Annotated in this window: 19 protein-coding genes; 9 read left to right on the top strand and 10 right to left on the bottom strand. The window is 60.5% G+C overall.

Going from position 1 to position 17050, the window contains the following annotated elements; all coding sequences use genetic code 11:
- Window positions 1-111 precede the first annotated feature (111 nt).
- The 8 genes from ugpB to AB8B02_RS25295 all read left to right on the top strand — a co-directional run bounded on the left by ugpB (window position 112) and on the right by AB8B02_RS25295 (window position 6819).
- A complete protein-coding gene (ugpB, locus tag AB8B02_RS25330; protein ID WP_231078588.1) occupies window positions 112-1425 on the top strand; it encodes a sn-glycerol-3-phosphate ABC transporter substrate-binding protein UgpB in 1314 nt (437 codons plus the stop codon).
- A gap of 105 nt (window positions 1426-1530) precedes the next feature.
- Entirely contained in the window at window positions 1531-2412 is an 882-nt protein-coding gene (gene ugpA, locus AB8B02_RS25325; RefSeq protein ID WP_089266387.1) for a sn-glycerol-3-phosphate ABC transporter permease UgpA, read from the top strand.
- On the top strand, window positions 2412-3260 hold the full coding sequence (ugpE, locus tag AB8B02_RS25320) for a sn-glycerol-3-phosphate ABC transporter permease UgpE (protein WP_089266386.1): 849 nt from the start codon (window positions 2412-2414) through the stop codon (window positions 3258-3260). The genes ugpA and ugpE overlap by 1 nt, the downstream gene beginning before the upstream one ends.
- Window positions 3261-3266: 6 nt before the next feature.
- The gene (locus AB8B02_RS25315; protein WP_439065467.1) at window positions 3267-4364 is read left to right on the top strand and encodes a sn-glycerol-3-phosphate import ATP-binding protein UgpC; all 1098 of its coding nucleotides are present in this window, start codon (window positions 3267-3269) and stop codon (window positions 4362-4364) included.
- 158 nt (window positions 4365-4522) lie between these two features.
- Window positions 4523-4948, top strand: coding sequence for an Hsp20 family protein (locus AB8B02_RS25310; protein ID WP_068730313.1), 426 nt, complete (start codon window positions 4523-4525; stop codon window positions 4946-4948).
- 106 nt (window positions 4949-5054) lie between these two features.
- Window positions 5055-5321 carry a DUF1150 family protein gene (locus AB8B02_RS25305; RefSeq protein WP_089266380.1) on the top strand — a complete coding sequence of 89 codons (267 nt, stop codon included), beginning with the start codon at window positions 5055-5057 and terminating at the stop codon, window positions 5319-5321.
- Window positions 5322-5676: 355 nt separating this feature from the next.
- Window positions 5677-6264: a hypothetical protein gene (locus AB8B02_RS25300; protein ID WP_439065466.1), complete on the top strand. Its 588-nt coding sequence runs from the start codon at window positions 5677-5679 to the stop codon at window positions 6262-6264.
- Window positions 6265-6291: 27 nt separating this feature from the next.
- Window positions 6292-6819 (top strand): hypothetical protein, encoded by a 528-nt coding sequence (locus AB8B02_RS25295; protein WP_439060289.1) that lies wholly within the window; start codon window positions 6292-6294, stop codon window positions 6817-6819.
- Window positions 6820-6932: 113 nt separating this feature from the next.
- Here the strand turns inward: AB8B02_RS25295 and ptsN are convergent, their stop codons facing one another.
- The 7 genes from ptsN to AB8B02_RS25260 form a co-directional block, all read right to left on the bottom strand.
- On the bottom strand, window positions 6933-7394 hold the full coding sequence (gene ptsN, locus AB8B02_RS25290) for a PTS IIA-like nitrogen regulatory protein PtsN (RefSeq protein ID WP_089266376.1): 462 nt from the start codon (window positions 7392-7394) through the stop codon (window positions 6933-6935).
- A 224-nt stretch (window positions 7395-7618) separates the two neighbouring features.
- Window positions 7619-8224: a ribosome hibernation-promoting factor, HPF/YfiA family gene (gene hpf / locus AB8B02_RS25285; protein ID WP_089266375.1), complete on the bottom strand. Its 606-nt coding sequence runs from the start codon at window positions 8222-8224 to the stop codon at window positions 7619-7621.
- A gap of 59 nt (window positions 8225-8283) precedes the next feature.
- On the bottom strand, window positions 8284-9960 hold the full coding sequence (rpoN, locus tag AB8B02_RS25280) for an RNA polymerase factor sigma-54 (protein ID WP_175369396.1): 1677 nt from the start codon (window positions 9958-9960) through the stop codon (window positions 8284-8286).
- Between the two features lie 90 nt (window positions 9961-10050).
- Complete coding sequence (lptB, locus tag AB8B02_RS25275) at window positions 10051-11067, bottom strand: LPS export ABC transporter ATP-binding protein (RefSeq protein ID WP_120287721.1); 1017 nt, start codon at window positions 11065-11067, stop codon at window positions 10051-10053.
- 197 nt (window positions 11068-11264) lie between these two features.
- Window positions 11265-11936 (bottom strand): LptA/OstA family protein, encoded by a 672-nt coding sequence (locus tag AB8B02_RS25270; protein WP_439065940.1) that lies wholly within the window; start codon window positions 11934-11936, stop codon window positions 11265-11267.
- A 5-nt stretch (window positions 11937-11941) separates the two neighbouring features.
- Window positions 11942-12691 carry an LPS export ABC transporter periplasmic protein LptC gene (lptC, locus tag AB8B02_RS25265; RefSeq protein WP_439065465.1) on the bottom strand — a complete coding sequence of 250 codons (750 nt, stop codon included), beginning with the start codon at window positions 12689-12691 and terminating at the stop codon, window positions 11942-11944.
- A 176-nt stretch (window positions 12692-12867) separates the two neighbouring features.
- On the bottom strand, window positions 12868-13482 hold the full coding sequence (locus AB8B02_RS25260; RefSeq protein ID WP_439065464.1) for a ribonuclease D: 615 nt from the start codon (window positions 13480-13482) through the stop codon (window positions 12868-12870).
- Between the two features lie 162 nt (window positions 13483-13644).
- Between AB8B02_RS25260 and AB8B02_RS25255 the strand changes: the two genes are divergently transcribed.
- Entirely contained in the window at window positions 13645-14481 is an 837-nt protein-coding gene (locus tag AB8B02_RS25255; RefSeq protein ID WP_439065463.1) for an NYN domain-containing protein, read from the top strand.
- On the opposite strand, the gene AB8B02_RS25250 is transcribed toward AB8B02_RS25255, so the two are convergent.
- The 3 genes from AB8B02_RS25250 to AB8B02_RS25240 are packed head-to-tail and all read right to left on the bottom strand — an operon-like array spanning window position 14463 to window position 16949.
- A complete protein-coding gene (locus tag AB8B02_RS25250) occupies window positions 14463-14843 on the bottom strand; it encodes a cupin (RefSeq protein ID WP_089266367.1) in 381 nt (126 codons plus the stop codon). The genes AB8B02_RS25255 and AB8B02_RS25250 overlap by 19 nt on opposite strands.
- Before the next feature lie 24 nt (window positions 14844-14867).
- Window positions 14868-16367 (bottom strand): 4-hydroxyphenylacetate 3-hydroxylase family protein, encoded by a 1500-nt coding sequence (locus AB8B02_RS25245; protein ID WP_439065462.1) that lies wholly within the window; start codon window positions 16365-16367, stop codon window positions 14868-14870.
- A gap of 51 nt (window positions 16368-16418) precedes the next feature.
- Window positions 16419-16949, bottom strand: a complete 531-nt coding sequence (locus tag AB8B02_RS25240) for a flavin reductase family protein (protein ID WP_210269356.1) — start codon at window positions 16947-16949, stop codon at window positions 16419-16421.
- Window positions 16950-17050 lie beyond the last annotated feature (101 nt).

Raw genomic sequence — 17050 nt, 5'->3', positions numbered from 1 at the left:
TCCCAACGCCGCCATTTCCCGCCTAGCATCCGCGCTGTCAAAATGTCGCATGTACGTCATCCGGCGCAGCTTTGTTGCAGCGAGACGATGACGGCTAACGGGAGAAACTGGATGATCCGCCCCCAATTCGCACTCGCCACTCTGTTCGCATGCACGCTGGCGCTCGCTTCGCCCGCGCAAGCGGTGACCGAGATCCAGTGGTGGCACGCGATGACCGGCGGCAACAACGACATCGTCAACAAGCTCGCGGCTGACTTCAATGCCAGCCAACCGGACTACAAGGTGGTCCCGACCTTCAAGGGCAGCTATCCCGACACCATGAATGCCGGCATCGCAGCATTCCGCGCCGGCACCGCACCGCACATCCTACAGGTCTTCGAGGTCGGTACCGCGACCATGATGAGCGCCAAGGGCGCCGTCAAACCTGTCTACCAGCTGATGAAGGATGCGGGCGAGCCGTTCGATCCAAACAACTATCTGCCCGCGATCACCGGTTACTACTCGACATCGAAGGGCGAGATGCTGTCGTTTCCCTTCAACTCATCGTCGATGGTGATGTGGGTCAATCTGGATGCGCTGAAGAAGGCCAATATTGCCGAAATTCCCAAGACCTGGCCCGAAGTGTTCGAGGGCGCCAAGAAGCTCAAGGCGGCCGGCTATGCGACCTGCGGTTTCTCCAATGCCTGGGCGACCTGGGCCAATATCGAGCAGTTCTCGGCATGGCACAACGTGCCGATCGGTACCAAGGCGAATGGACTCGACGGCTTCGACACCGAACTGAAATTCAACTCGCCACTGCATGTCAAACATCTGCAGACGCTGATCGAATTGCAGAAGGACAAGACCTACGATTATTCCGGTCGCGCCAATGCCAGCGAGAGTCGCTTCGGCTCCGGCGAATGCCCGCTCTTCATGACCTCGTCCGGCTATTATGCGACAGCGAAGGGTACCGCCAAATTCGCCTTTACCTCGGTGCCGATGCCTTACTACCCCGAAGCTGCCGGCGCGCCGCAGAACTCGATCATCGGCGGCGCTTCGCTATGGGTGATGGGCGGCAAGAAGCCTGAGGAAAACAAGGGCATCGCAAAATTCTTCAGCTTCCTGTCCGACACAGATCGGCAGGCCAAGCTGCATCAGGAGTCCGGTTATCTGCCGATCACCAAGGCCGCTTATGAAAAGACCAAGGCCGACGGCTTCTATGACAAGAACCCGATCCTGCAGACCCCGCTGAAGGAGCTGACCAACAAGGAGCCGACCGAAAATTCGCGCGGCCTGCGGTTCGGCAACATGGTGCAGTTGCGAGACATCTGGTCCGAAGAGATCGAGGCTGCGCTGGGTGGCCAGAAGACGGCACAACAGGCACTCGACACCGCCGTGAGCCGTGGCAACGCCATGTTGCGGACCTTCGAAAAGACTGCGAAGTAGTATTCAAGCGGACGCTGTCGTTGCCCGGCCTCGCGCGCAATTGCGCGCTTGGACGGGCGATGACATGAGCAGAATGAGGCTGCTTTCTGGGGCACGACGAACTGCATGGAAAAGTCCGCGGTCTTCAAGGGTAAGCTGCTGCCATATTTGTTGCTCGTGCCGCAGCTGGTCATCACCCTGGTGTTTTTCTACTGGCCGGCCAGCCAGGCTGTCTGGCAATCGTTTTTACGCGAGGACGCGTTCGGCCTGAACTCGGAATTCATCGGGCTGGAGAACTATCAGGCGCTACTGGCCCAGCCGGAATACTACAAGGCAATGGCGACGACCGTGGTGTTCTCGTCGCTGGTCGCGGCGCTCTCGCTGTCGATCGCATTGTTGTTCGCCACCCAGGCCGACAAGAATCTGAAAGCGGCACCGACCTTCAAGGTCATGATGATCTGGCCCTATGCGGTGGCGCCGGCCGTCGCTGGCGTGCTGTGGCTGTTCATCTTCCATCCCTCCCTCGGCACCATGGCACGACCGCTGCGCATGATGGGCTTCAACTGGAATCCGATGTTGAACGGCAACCACGCCATGGCGCTCGTCGTCATGGCCGCGGTGTGGAAGCAGATCGCCTATAATTTCCTGTTCTTCCTGGCCGGCCTGCAGGCGATCCCGCGCAGCGTACTCGAGGCCGGGGCGATTGATGGCGCCGGGCCGTATCGGAGATTCTGGACGATCACGTTCCCGTTGCTGTCGCCGACCACGTTCTTCCTGCTGGTCGTCAACGTCGTCTACGTCTTCTTCGACACTTTCGGCATCATCGACGCGGTCACCGGCGGCGGGCCGGCCGGGGCGACGACCACCATGGTCTACAAGGTCTATGCCGACGGCAGGCTCGGCGGCGACCTCGGCGGATCGGCAGCGCAGTCGGTGATCCTGATGGTGATCGTGATCGCGCTCACGGCGATCCAGTTTCGCTACGTCGAGCGCAAGGTGCAATACTGATGGTCGAGCACCGCCGCTGGAACGACATCCTCGCTTACGCGATCCTGACTTTCGGCGTGTTCATCGTCGTCTTCCCGGTCTATGTCGCGCTGATCGCCTCGACCCATGACGCAGCAACGGTGGTCAACGGCAACATGCCGATGCTGCCGGGCAGTCATACGCTGGAGAACTACTACCGGGCGATCTTCGTCGGCGGATCGCGCGCCAGCCGCGAGCCGGTCGGCCATATGCTGATGAACTCGTTCGTCATGGCAATGGGCATCGCGCTCGGCAAGATCGTGATCTCGATCCTCTCCGCCTATGCCGTGGTGTATTTCCGTTTTCCGTTCCGCCAGACGGCGTTCTGGATCATCTTCGTGACGCTGATGCTGCCGGTCGAGGTCCGTATCTATCCGACCTACAAGGTGATCGCCGATCTGAAGATGCTCGACACCTATGCCGGTCTGATCCTACCGCTGATCGCATCGGCCACCGGCACGCTGCTGTTTCGCCAGTTCTTCATGACCATCCCCGATGAACTGCTCGAAGCCTCGCGCATCGACGGCGCCGGCCCCTTTCGCTTTTTCAAGGATACGTTGCTGCCGCTGTCGGTCACCACAATGGCAGCGCTGTTCGTGATCCAGTTCATCTATGGCTGGAACCAGTATCTGTGGCCGCTGCTGATCACGACGCAGGAATCCATGCAGACCATCGTCACCGGCATCAAGAAGATGCTGACGACGACGGATGAACTCGCCGAATGGCAGCTCGCGATGGCGACGGCGATTCTTGCGATGGTGCCTCCTGTCGCCGTGGTGGTGTTCATGCAGCGGCTGTTCGTGCGCGGCCTGGTCGAGACGGAGAAGTAAATTCAGATGGCCAATGTTTCGCTGCGCAACGTCCGTAAGACCTATCCCGGCGGCTTCGAGGCCATCAAAGGCATCGAGTTCGAAATCGGCGACGGCCAGTTCTGTGTGCTCGTCGGGCCAAGCGGCTGCGGCAAGTCGACCTTGCTGCGCATGGTTGCCGGCCTTGAGACCGTCACCTCCGGCGAGGTCGATATTGGCGGCCGTGTCGTCAACGAGATCGAGCCGGCCGATCGCGACATCGCCATGGTGTTCCAGAACTACGCGCTCTATCCGCATATGAGCGTCTATAACAACATGGCTTACGGCCTGCGCAACAGGGGCATGCCGAAGCCCGAGATCGATACGCGCGTACGCGAAGCCGCTCAGACACTCGAACTCGCCGGCATGCTCGATCGCAAGCCCAGACAATTGTCCGGCGGCCAGCGCCAGCGCGTCGCCATGGGGCGCGCCATCGTCCGCCAGCCGAAAGTGTTCCTGTTCGACGAACCACTGTCCAATCTCGATGCCAAGCTGCGCGTCGCCATGCGTGTCGAAATCCGCAAGCTGCAACGTCGCCTCAAGACAACGTCGATCTACGTCACCCACGATCAGTTGGAGGCGATGACGCTGGCGGATATTCTGGTGGTGATGAATGGTGGCCAGGTCGAGCAGATCGGCAGTCCGCTCGATATCTACCGCAAGCCGGCGACCACTTTCGTCGCCTCCTTCATCGGCGCGCCACCGATGAACCTGATCAAGCTGGGCGGCAATGAGATCCGTGCGCAGTTCGCCGGCGACAGCCGCAGCGCCGCCGACGCCGGTATCCTGGGCGTCCGGCCGGAAGACCTTACGATTTCCGGCGCGGCCGCAACTGACGGCGGCATCACGCTGAACCTGACGGTCGAGGCCATCGAACGGGTCGGCGCGGAAACCTTCGTCTATGGCACCCGTGCGCGGGCCGAGAAGGCCGTCAGCGCCACTCCGGGCGAGCTGCCCGAGGGCGAGGTCATCGTGCGTATCCCCGGCCAGGATGCCCCGGCCATCGGTGCTTCGATCCGCGCCACGGCTCCCCGCGACAAACTGCACCTGTTCAGCGTCGATGGCCGCAATCGGATCGATATCTGATCGGTTTCAAGGCCTTAGTAACGGTTTCCCGGCAATTTAGAGGTGCTTGAACCGGGCTTTGGCATGCCCATATTGTGGATTGACCGGTTGGCAGAGTGCCGATTGGCCAGGGGTGCCGTAAGGGCCCCTCAAAGTCGCTTCGAGAGGGCTTTGTAGGTATGTCTCGTGTTCCTTCGTTATCTAGTCCGTTCCTTTTGGGATTCGACGAGATTGAGCGTGCGCTCGATCGCGTCGTCAAAGGTGCCGACGGTTATCCTCCTTACAACATCGAGCGGTGCGACCGTAACAACGGTCAACCCGAACGCCTGCGGATCACGCTGGCGGTCGCAGGTTTCACCCGCGATCAGCTCGATGTGACCACCGAGGAAAACCAGCTCGTGATCCGGGGCCGCCAGCAGGACGACAAGACCCGGCAATACATCCATCGCGGCATCGCCGCGCGCCACTTCCAGCGCACCTTCGTGCTGGCAGAGGGGATGCTTGTGCTGGGTGCGGATCTGAAGAACGGGCTGTTGTCAATTGATCTGGCCAGGCCTGAGCCTGAAAGGGTCATTAAGACAATCGCTATCAATGAACACGAATAATGCATGATGCGACAAACTGGTTTCCGGTTTTCGATCAGGTCATGCATCTTGAGTATGGAACGAGTAGCGGACTCGACCGCTTGATCTCATAGAAGGAGTCGAGACGATGACTGAAGTTGTTACGATCAATGAAAATGCCGCCGTCACCACCGAAGCATTGGCGCATCTGGGCGAAGGTATGATCGCCTATGTGAAGCCGGTTCGCTCGGAAGACGTGCCGGGACTGTTCCCGCAGGCGCCGGAGATTGCGCCCGGATTGCAGCTGTTCGCGCTGCACGCCGCCGACGGCACGCCGATCATGCTCACCGACAGCCGTGAAGCGGCGATCGCGAATGCATGGAGCCAGGAATTGCAGACCGTCAGCGTTCACTAACGCGAACTGGCCAGCATGCAGACGTCAGGATACGCGGTGACAGCCGCGTATCCCAATGTCGAGTATCCCAGCGTCCAAACGACGATCATCACGCGCAGGCGCTCGGCTTGCATGACACGGTATCTATTTAACCCGTCGTCAATATCGTGAGCACATCATCGGACGCAATCGATCCGCACGCGACCTCATCCGCTGCGCCATTTGAAAAACTGATCCCCCTATCAATCGCAATCTGGATATCCGACGCGATGGCATCATTGCACCTGATCTTTGCTGCCGTTTCACAGAAGAAAATGGTGACCACGCATTCACCATGACTTGAGAAAATCTGGTCATGTTGAGATTCGAGGTCGCCATGAATGGATCGACACAAACCCAGATAGTTCAAGTCGAAGACTTGCTACGGAGCTTCGGTGCAACGATCACCGCTCCGAAATCAGAGGCAGTTCCCCGGACCGGCTCCTGGGATTTTGATAGTCGGCCGGTGATCGCAGCCTGTTTCGCGATCCTCGTCTTTGCACCGGGCTGCGCAGCTGCCACCGTATTCTTGATGCGCGCCGACGGCACCGTCCCTCCCATCATCGCACCCGACAGCAGCCCGCCTTTCGTGACCAAGTCAGACCGCTTGCCGCTCGGGCAATGGAGTATCGAGGCCGTTCAGAGCCTCGGCACTCTAAATAACGCGCGCCTTGCGACGGCTGCTGCACTCGCAGATCCCATATTTCTCTCACCAATCCTGATCCGCGGCAGCCTCGAGGACGGCACGCTCACGACCTTCGCCGAGCCCGCGGCCATGCCTGGGCCGACCATGCTGCTGTCAAAGCTGCGGGTGAAGCGTGACGTCCGGCGCCCCAAGTCACCCAAACTCGTCGCCGAAATCACTCACCCTGAGCCGCCACAACCAACCTTCTTCGAAAAGCTGTTCGGACGACGTTTCAACTAGCTCAGTCACTCACAAGCGAGGAACACAATGCAAAACACTGCCGCGATGAACTCGGACGTCAAAGCTCTCCTCACTTTGCTGTTGCTGAAGACCGGCACCGGTTCGCCGGAGATTCACAATGCTCTGCAGCTTGCTGCCGCATCGCGGGTAATGATGGCGGAAGAATATGCCAATCCGATGCGCATGCAGGGCATAGAAACTTCAGGCAGCAACGTCGCCAAGCTTCGTCCCGTAACCGCCGTCAACGTTCCTGAAACGTCAGCGGCCGTGCGACGCATGAAGCAGAGCGCAGACGCGATGAATTCCGACGTCAAGGCGCTGCTGACGTTGCTGCTGCTCAAGAGCGGCGCGGATTCCAACGAGATCCAGACCGCACTGCGGATGGCAGCATCATCGCGCGCAGTTGCTGCAGCGGATGAAGCAGAATCGATCCGTGCCGAAACGCAGGCCGAAGCTGCCTCTGCAGCCATGAACGAGCTCGCATCGATCACCGCGCGGCAGGCGGTGCGCAACGAGTCGCTCGCTCCAATCTCGGCCAAGGAGTTCGCGGCGTAAACTGGCAAGGCCAACCAGCCTTCCATCTCCGCGCAAGCAGGGATCTGGTTCGGAATAGGAGAATCGCCCGGTCCAACCGGGCGATTCCAGCGTAAGCTGCGGGGGTAAGATAGTTAGGCGGCTGTCGCTGGCGGCAAAGCGAGCACCGAATAGATCGCCTGAGCGTCACGGGAGGCACGCAGCTTTTTGGCGACGTCCTGATCGCGCAGCAGACGTGCGATCCGTGCCAGCGCCTTCAGATGATCGGCGCCCGCACCTTCCGGCGCCAGCAACAGAAACACCAGATCGACCGGCTGGCCGTCCATAGCCTCGAAATCGATCGGACGATCGAGGCGCGCAAACAGGCCGAACAGCTTGTCGAGCTTCGGCAACTTGCCATGCGGAATGGCAACGCCATAGCCCACGGCCGTCGTACCGAGCTTCTCACGCTGCAACAGCACCTCGAAAATGGCGCGGTCGTTCTGACCGGTGAGCGCGGAAGCGCGCGCAGCGAGCTCCTGCAGCGCCTGCTTCTTGCTGTTGACCTTCAACGCCGGGATTATCGCCTCGGGCGCGACCAGATCGGTAATCGTCATTGACCGTTCCGAGGATGTTTGACCGTCAGCGGGTAGTTAGAACCAAAACCGGCAGCGTCAAGAAAGACTGGAAAGGGACATCGTTCCCTGTGATGGAAAACGCGCCGGGCGCGAACGCCCGGACGTACTCTAGCACCGGAACCCCCCATGCGAAATCCATTGACCGGTATAACCCTGTCAAAGGCGGCGGACCATAGGGAGGGGCCGTTTGGGCGTCAATGCCGTCAGGACGGTTTAACCACCGGTGGATCGACCCAACCCACGTTACCGTCGCCTCGGCGGTACACGATATTCACCCGACCGGTACTGCCATGCAGGAATAGCACGACGGCCGCGCCGGTGAAATCAAGTTCCATGACAGCTTCGCTCACCGAGAACCGCTTCAGCGACCTAGTCGATTCGGCAATGATGACCGGATCGTAGCCACTGTCGGCATCGCCCTCATGATCGGGCGCCTCAAGAATGTAGCTCGGCGCGTCCAAAGTCGGGGCCGTGAGTTCGGCCATCGCCTGATTTTCAGCATGCGTCTTGCGCGCGGAACGATCCTTCAGCCGGCTCTTGTAGCGACGCAAACGTTTCTCGATCTGAAGCAGCGCCTGATCGGCGCTGGCGTAAGCATCCGCTGCATTGGAGTCCGCTTCGAGCGTAATTCCGGAATCGAGATGCAACGCACAATCGGTGCGGAAGCCGAAGCCGTCTTTGCTGAGCGTGATGTGACCGGAATAGTTGCCATCGAAATACTTGCGAAGGACCTCATCGGTCCGCTCGCTCACGCGGCCTCGCAAAGCGTCTCCGACATTGATGCTTTTTCCCGAGATACGAAGGGTCATGCTGATGCCTCGATTCTTCTGCCTTGAACCGACAGTATCCCGTTTCCACGGGAGTGCAATCAAGCTGGTGCAGTGTCGCGGGATCGGTCGGGTGCCCTATCGGACGGAGTGGCGGGTGCCGTGAGTGCATTGCCGAGCATACTCTGCTTGTCGCGCCGGCGCTGAACTGAAGACGGGATACGCATGGCTTCACGGTATTTGGCAACGGTACGGCGCGCGATATCAATTCCGGCTTCGCGCAAGCGTTCCACGATCGTGTCGTCCGAAAGAATAAGAGAAGGACTTTCTCCATCAATCAATTGCTTGATGTGATGTCGCACCGCTTCAGCCGAATGCGCTTCGCCACCATCAGCCGACGCTATCGATGCCGTAAAGAAGTATTTCAATTCAAAGCTGCCGCGATTTGTCGCCATGTATTTATTGGCGGTAACGCGCGACACCGTCGATTCATGCATTTGAATGGCATCAGCAACCGCCTTGAGATTCAGCGGCCGAAGATGCGCAACACCCTGCGTGAAGAAGCCATCCTGTTGCCGGACGATCTCGGTCGCAACCTTCAGGATAGTACGCGCGCGCTGATCGAGCGCACGCACCAGCCAGGTCGCATTCTGTAGACAATCCGTGAAGTACGACTTGTCGCCATCCTTGCGGATCGTTTTCGACAATTCGGAATAATAAACCTGGTTCACGAGAACGCGCGGCAGCGTGTCGCTGTTCAACTCAACATGCCAGCCACCATCAGGACCCGGCCGCACATAGACATCAGGTACTACCGTCTGTGTTCGCGCCGAGCCAAACTTCAGACCGGGCTTCGGATCGAGCCTGCGAATCTCGCCGATCATGTCGGTCAGATCTTCGTCGTCGACGCCGCAGATTTTTCTGAGATTGCCGATGTCGCGCTTGGCCAGGAGATCGAGATGCTCGACCAATGCCTGCATCGCGGGGTCGTAACGGTTCTGTTCACGCAACTGGATTGCGAGACATTCGCTGAGACTGCGCGCGCAGACACCCGGCGGATCGAATTTCTGCAACGCACCGAGAACGCTTTGGACATCGTCAACAGAGGCACCCAGCCGCTCATGCACGTCGCCGAGATCTTGCGGCAGGTAGCCGGCCTCATCGACGAGATCGATCAGATACTGACCGATCATGCGCTGCGCGGGCGACGAGAACGCCACCGAGAGCTGTTCGGCGAGATGGCTGCCGAGCGTCACTTCCGCGGCAACGAAGGCCTCGAGATTGTAGCTGTCGTCGTTGGAGGCGCCGCCGCCCCATTCGGTATAGGCGGTCGGAGCAGCGTCTTGTGCGTTGCGTGCGGCGGCTTCGGCCGGCTCTTCGGAAAAGACGTTATCCAGCCCGGTGTCCAGGGTCTGTTCGATCTCGGCGCGGGTGCCGAGTTCGCGGTTCATCCACTCGTCGGGCGCCGGCGCATCGAAGCTGTCGCCGCCTGAACGATCGGAAAAATCGGAATGGTCGCCGCCATCGTCGTGGCCGGAGGCATAGCCCGCCTCATCCTGGCTCGAAAACTCGCTGCGCTCGGGGCTGGCCTCGCCAGCCACCGGCGGCTCAGGACCGTCGCTGGCGCGCTCCAGCAGCGGATTGCGCTCCAGTTCATCTTCGACAAAGGTTGCGAGATCGAGATTCGACAGCTGCAGCAGCTTGATGGCCTGCATCAGCTGCGGCGTCATCACCAGCGACTGGGATTGCCGGAACTCTAGTCTCTGCGTCAGCGCCATGGAGGCAAAAACCGATCCACAAGTTGGTCCGTTTCTTGCTTATCTCTTTCCCGGCCTGATGTACACGGCTTGACGAATTGTAAATTTGGTCTAGAGGCGGAATTCCTCGCCAAGGTAAAGGCGACGCACGTCCGGGTCAGCCACGATCTCCTCAGGAGATCCCTCCGTCAGGATTTCACCAGCATAGACGATGTAGGCGCGGTCTGTCAGCCCCAGCGTTTCGCGCACGTTGTGGTCGGTGATGAGCACGCCGATGCCGCGATTGGTCAAGTGACGGACCAAGTCCTGAATATCCCCCACCGCAATCGGGTCGATGCCGGCAAAGGGCTCGTCGAGCAGCATGTAATTCGGCCGCGTCGCCAGCGCGCGCGCAATTTCAACGCGGCGGCGCTCACCACCGGACAGCGCGATCGACGGCGACTTGCGCAGTCTCTGGATGTTGAACTCTTCGAGCAGCCCGTCGAGCTCGCGCTCGCGCTTCTTGCGGCTGGGCTCGACGACCTCCAGCACCGCACGGATGTTCTGCTCGACCGTGAGGCCGCGAAAAATCGAGGCTTCCTGCGGCAGATAGCCGATGCCGAGGCGCGCACGTTGATACATCGGCAGCTGGGTGACGTCGTGGCCGTCAAGCTCAATGGCGCCGCTGTCGGGCTTGATCAGGCCGGTGATCATGTAGAACACCGTGGTCTTGCCGGCACCGTTCGGTCCGAGCAGGCCGACGGCCTCACCACGACGGACATAAATGCTGACGCCGCGGGTGACCTGGCGTGAGCCGAAGCTCTTTTTCACATTATGGACGGCCAGATAGCCCGCACGCGGGGCAGCTTTTGGTGCGGCGGCGCCGTTGGTCCGGGGCCGCGGCGGCGCCTTGTCCGGACGGCGGGCCGGTGCAGGCTGTGGGGCACGCGGCGCCTCACCCCGGGCCTGCGGAACCTGGGGCGTATCGGCCGGGGCGGTGCGCGCCAGTGGCGGCGCCTCACGGCTGGGATTGCCCAGCATGTCGCCCATGCTGTCGCCGAGCGCCGTGATGTCGACCGGCGACCGCGCAAAACCCTGCGGACCGCGTTTTGGAGCGCGCCGACGGAACATGCCGAGGAAATCAACCATTCGCGCTTCGATCAGCCTCTAAACGTCATCCGCGCCAAGTCGCGGCATGTTCGATCACTGGGAACAGCATGGCGAACTAGATGTCCCTTGCCCAGCCGAACGCCAAGCCTTCCATGTCGATTAAAACAATGGCGATAACGGGTTACGCAGCCAGATTCAACCGGATCCGGCTCGCCCCTATCGATAAACCCTTCGAGTTACTTGGGTTTTCCGCCTCCAGGCCCGGGTATGATCGAGGTCGGGCCACCGCCACCCTTCTGGCCGGACGACTCGAACATGCCCTGGACCCTGCCGCTGTTGGATTCGACGCGTGAGGTGCCCGTGGTCATATCCACGGTCAGACGATCGCCGCGCAGCACATTCTTGCCCTGGGTGAGCACAACATTGCCCTGCATAGTGACGAGATTGGTTCGGGTGTCGAACACCGCCGTCTCGCCGGTGACAACCTGGTCTTTCTGGGTGACGATGACCCCGCCGCGCGCTTCAAGTCGCTTGATCGCCGACGAGCCACCCGGGCCCGGCTGCGCAGCCTTGATCGGTGCCTTGGGCGCAGCCTTGGCCGCCGGCTCGTTCGCGGAGCCACCGCCGTCATAGAAGACCACGAGAGTCTTCGATTTCATCGTGGTGTCGCCCTGCACGACCTTTACATCGCCTGCGAAGGTCGCTTCCTTTTTCTTGTCACGCATTTCCAGCGATGCGGCCTCGATCTGAATGGGCTGATCGCGATTCTGCGAGAAGCCCTGCATGGCATTCGGCACACCCTGCACCGCGCTCTGCGCATGTGCATCGGCTGTCAAAGCCAGCAGGAGCACGGCGATCGCAGCGCCGGTCACCCCGCAGAATCGGACATTACTGACGGGAAAAATCATCACATTCATTTCGCGTTGGCGCGCTTGCCGTTGGCGGCCCGCGGTTTCGCGGGCTCCGGCGCGACTTCGGGCTCTGCCGCGGTCTCAGGCTGAGCCGAAGCATCCGGCGAAGGCGGGTCCATCTTCAGGTTCATCGACACACCGCCCTCGAACCGAACCAGCTCACCGTGTTCCGTGATGCGCATCCGTTGCCCGAGCAAAGTGCCGTTAAGAAGTTTGACATCGACCGGTTCGTCCGACGTGACCGTGCCATTGGCAATATCAATGTTCGCCTGTGTCAGCTTGGCTTCGTAGCCGGTCGTCGTTTGCAGGAAAATATCCTGATACAGATAGAGCATCTGCGATTTCGAATTGAACTTCCCGGTGCGGGCATCCATCGTCATCGTCGACTTGTCTTCCATCATCACCTTGGCGCGCAAGGTCGTTAGTTCGACATTGTCGGGATCTGTCAGATCCTGCGTCGCGGCCTTGGCCCATAACTCATAGGGCCGTCCGTCCGGCGAGAAACCGGCCAGATGCGGCGTCTCCATGGTGATCTTGGTCCCCGAAACGACCAGATTGCCCATATCGAGCGGCAATTTGGCGAGGATCCGGAACGGATTGAAGATCGACACGCCGACAATCGCCGCCATCGACAGGATCACAACGGCAGGGACAGCAATCCGCAGCAGACGCACCAGACGGCTGTGGCGTGCTGCGGCCCTGAACCGCGCATCCATGCCCGCCTGATAGCTGGGAATCTGAACTGAACTCACCGTCGCTCCAACGGGCCATGCCGAAAAGGGCCACACCGAAAGGCCTGCCAAACCGGCGCCAGTCTACGCTGAAATGCACCGGTTTGCAGCCCCGCCCCACCAGAACGAGGAGTATGACCGAAACGCGGCGGGAGGGACCCTGAACTGTTTCAGAAAGTCACTTCGCCGCAGGCTAGTCACGAATGAGCGAAAATGTCCTCGTTTTCCCAGCCCGAGAGGTCGAGTTTGGCCTGGGTCGGAAGGAAGTCGAAACAAGCCTGCGCCAACTCGGTGCGTCCTTCGCGCGCCAGCATGACGTTGAGGCGCTCGCGCAGCCCATGCAGATGCAGCACGTCCGACGCGGCGTAGGACAGCTGCGCCTCGCTGAGTGTCTGGCTGCCCCAGTCGCTCGACTGCTGCTGCTTCGACAGATCGACGCCGAGGACTTCGCGGACCAGATCCTTGAGACCATGCCTGTCGGTATAGGTGCGGCACAGGCGGGAAGCGATCTTGGTGCAATAGACCGGCTCAGGCATGACGCCGAGCGCATTGTAGAGAGCGGCGAGATCGAACCGCGCAAAGTGAAAGATCTTCGTCACCTTGGGATCGCCGAGCAGCTTCTTCAGGTTCGGCGCGTCCGTGTGGCCCATCGGGATCTGCACGACATCGGCACTTCCATCGCCGGGCGAGAGCTGCACCACGCATAGCCGGTCGCGATGCGGATTGAGACCCATGGTCTCGGTGTCGATCGCAACCGAATCGGTGTAGCGGCTCAAATCCGGCAGATCGCCGCGATGCAGGCGGATGGTCATGGTCTCAATTGCCTCTTTCAGCGCCCGCGATTCGCGGGATTTGGGTGACTTTACCGCGCAATGGCCGGGCTGACGAGAGATACGCTCCCCCAGGGATGTTTCGCCTGCAGCAAAAAACTGACAGACTGAGAGAGCCATTCATCCAGCGGGCAGAGGTTGCAGATGAACGTCGCACAGCAGCGTTTGCCCCGTTTCGCGGTCCTGATCGATGCCGACAACACGTCCCCGCAGATTGCTGGCGGCTTGTTCGAGGAAATCTCCAAATTCGGCGAAGCCAGCGTTCGCCGGATCTACGGCGACTTCTCAAGTCCGCAGCTCAGATCCTGGGCCGACATCCTGCAAAAGCACGCCATCGATCCTTATCAGCAGTTCGCCTACACTAAGGGCAAGAACTCGTCCGACATCGCGCTGGTGATCGACGCGATGGACCTGCTGCATAGCGGGCGGTTCGACGGCTTTTGCCTGGTGTCCTCCGATAGCGACTTCACACGTCTCGCCTCACGGCTGCGCGAGCAGGGCGCTGACGTCTATGGCTTCGGCACGCGGAAAACACCCGAGAGTTTTCGGCAGGCGTGCCGACGTTTCATCTATACGGAGAACCTGAGATCCGAGCGCGCGACGGCAAGCACGGAGCAACCGTCAAAGCCGGCAGCCTTGCAAAGCCCCGCTGCCGCAGTTCCCATTCTGGAAAAAGTGGTATCCCAACTGAGCAACGAAGACGGCTGGGTCAATCTGGACCGAGTCGGAGAACAACTTCCGAACACCGTGTCTGACTTCGACGTTCGCACCTACGGCTTCAAGAAGCTGAGCGACCTGGTGCGCAAAATGGAGACATTCGAGGTCGGAGAGGGCTCGACCGGACGTTTGCGACTTCGGGTCAAACCGAAGACGGCCACGCCGGCCGAGGAAAAACCTTCCGAAGAAGCAGCAGTCGCGCCACGAAGAAAGCGCGCCGCCATCAGGAGGAGACGCGAAACGGCTCAGGCCGGGTCGAAATAGTGGATTTCCATCAACACGCAGCCGCCGACCGACTTGAACGGACCGTGATAGGCGCCGGGCGGACGGCAGGCGTAGGTATTCGGCTTGAAGGACTCGCCGCCATTGCCCTGCTTGTCATTGCCGACGATCAGGTCGCCGGTGAACAGGAACACTTCTTCCCAATATTCGTGCACGAACGGCTCGGTGGTGTAGACTCCCGGCTCGAAGCGCAGCAGGCGGGTGCGGCTGCCACGCTTGTTCACTTCGTCGAGCGCCCCCGACAGGATCTTCTGCTGGATGCCTGCCGGATAGCCCGCGGGCGTCTCCCATCCCGAAGACATATCGACGGTGCGGAATTCATCGTGAAGTTTATTGATGGCCATGGTCAGTGTTCCTGAGGGGACAGATCAAGCGACAGCGCGCGGCGAGGCAGCCGGCGCCGTTGAGGTGGAGACTTCATCGGCAAGGTCATAGCTGGACAGCATCTTGTCGAGCAACGCCGCCGACCTCATCCAATCATAGGTGCGGAAGGCATGGCCCTTGGTGACGAAGGTCGCGCCGGCGAAAAACATCTCGTATTGCGAGTGACGCGAGGCGAATTCGGAGCCGACCGCGTCCCAGGCCAGCTTGTAAAACTTGACCTTCTCGGTCGCGCTGGCCGCGGGGGACTGCTGGGTCTTGCCGATCAGACGCGCCAATTCCGGATTGGCAAAATCCTTCACCGAGGACGGCAGCATGATCATGCCGCCGCCGGCGAGCTCGCGCAGCGTGTTGATGACCTTGGAATAGAGCTGCTGGGTGAGGACCTGTGCCGAATACAGCATCGCCCGGTCCGGCACGTAATAGGCGCCGCGCTGCGTGCCCTTGGTCTCCATCGCGACGACGAAGGCTTCGACCATCGACACTTCGGCTGCGAGCTGGCCTAGCATTTCCCTGACCTGCGGGAAGCCGGCGATACCATTGGTCTCGGCGGTCCGGTGCGCAATCCCGATCAGGAAACGCAGCTTCACCGAGAGCCGGATCATGGCCTGATAGTTCTGATACACATGCGCCGGGGTCGCGTGGAACTGCTTCTGGCACATCGCGATGTCATCGACGATGAACACGCGATCCCAAGGCACCTTCACGTCGTCGAAATACAGCACGGCATCGTTTTCATCGAAGCGGCTCGACAGCGGATTGTCGAACACGGATGGCGACGCGGCTTCATAAGACTTGCGCGACAGGACCTTCAGACCCTTGGTGTTCATCGGAACCGCGAAAGACACCGCATATTTCTCGTCGCCGGGCTGCAGCGGCTGGATACAGGTGACGAACACCTCGTTCGCCATGATGCCGCCGGTGGCCAACATCTTGGCGCCACGGATCGTCAGGCCCTCGGCATCGCGCGACACTACGCCCGCCGACAGGAACGGATCGGCCTGCTCGGCCGCGCTCTTGGAGCGGTCGGCCTGCGGGTTGATGATCACATAAGTGAGGTAAAGATCGTTGTCGCGGGCGTAGCGATAGTAATCCGCCAGCGCCTTCGCGCGATCCTTGTCGTAGGCCTCGAATACCTCGACGCCCATATACATGCCGGCGATGCAGGAAGCGACGTGATCCGGCGCGCGGCCCATAAAGCCGGCATGCAGCTCGGTCCAGGCCTCCAGGCCACGGCGGCGATTGACCAGCGCATCATAGCTGCCGGGCAATTCCCAGATCCGGTTGGCTCGGGTGCCAGTCTCGGTCTCGAAAGTCATCAGCTCGCGATTTTCCGGCGCGCTCTGGAAATCGAACATCCGCCCAATCGAGGCCACCGCACCCCGGAACGCCGGATGGGTGGTCACGTCATCCACCAGCTCGCCATCGAGATAGATTTCACGGCCATCGCGCAGGCTCGCGATATGTTGTTCGCCGGTCTTGATCATGGGTTGCCTCGATCACTTTCAGTCATGGATAGCATTTTCAGGTGCGTTATTTCAGTAGTGCATCGGCAGCGGCCATTCCGGGCTGCGCTCGGTGCTTGCAAGGCTGCGATAGGCCCCACGGAAGAAGACCAACGGCTCGTTGGCCGGATAGGCGCTGAACTTCACCACCCGGCCGACGAAGATCACATGGTCCCCGCCGTCATATTGCGCGTATGGCGCACATTCGAAGTGTGCGAGCGCGCCGGCGATCAGGGGCGCCGCCTCATGGCCCAGCGTATGCTCGACCGCCGCCCACTTGTCGCCGAGCGCCCTGGCGAACTTGTTCGACAGATGCTCTTGGTCGCGGCCGAGGATGTTCACGGCATAACCCTTGGCCTCGGTCATCGCCTTGAGGCTGAAGGCCTTGCGGTCGATCGAGAACAGGATCAGCGGTGGGTCCACCGAGACCGAGTTGAACGAACTCATGGTCAAGCCGATCGCCTGGCCATCGGCCGCTTCGGCCGTGATCACGGCGACGCCGGTGGCAAACTGTCCGAGCGCCTGTCGGAAGGCGCGAGGATCCACGTCCGCAGTGGCGCCCATGGTCATCTCCTGATCGCGAAACCTGAACGACGCGCATTAGCTTTATAACAAAGCTATATTATCGAACGAAAGTGCGCGCTGTCAAGCATGGCTGGCCTGCT

This window comes from Tardiphaga sp. 862_B3_N4_1, assembly GCF_051811085.1.
In the GTDB taxonomy this organism is placed as follows: Bacteria; Pseudomonadota; Alphaproteobacteria; order Rhizobiales; family Xanthobacteraceae; genus Tardiphaga; species Tardiphaga robiniae.
Note: the sequence above shows the minus strand (reverse complement) of the source record. Positions and strands in the feature narration are given on the sequence as shown.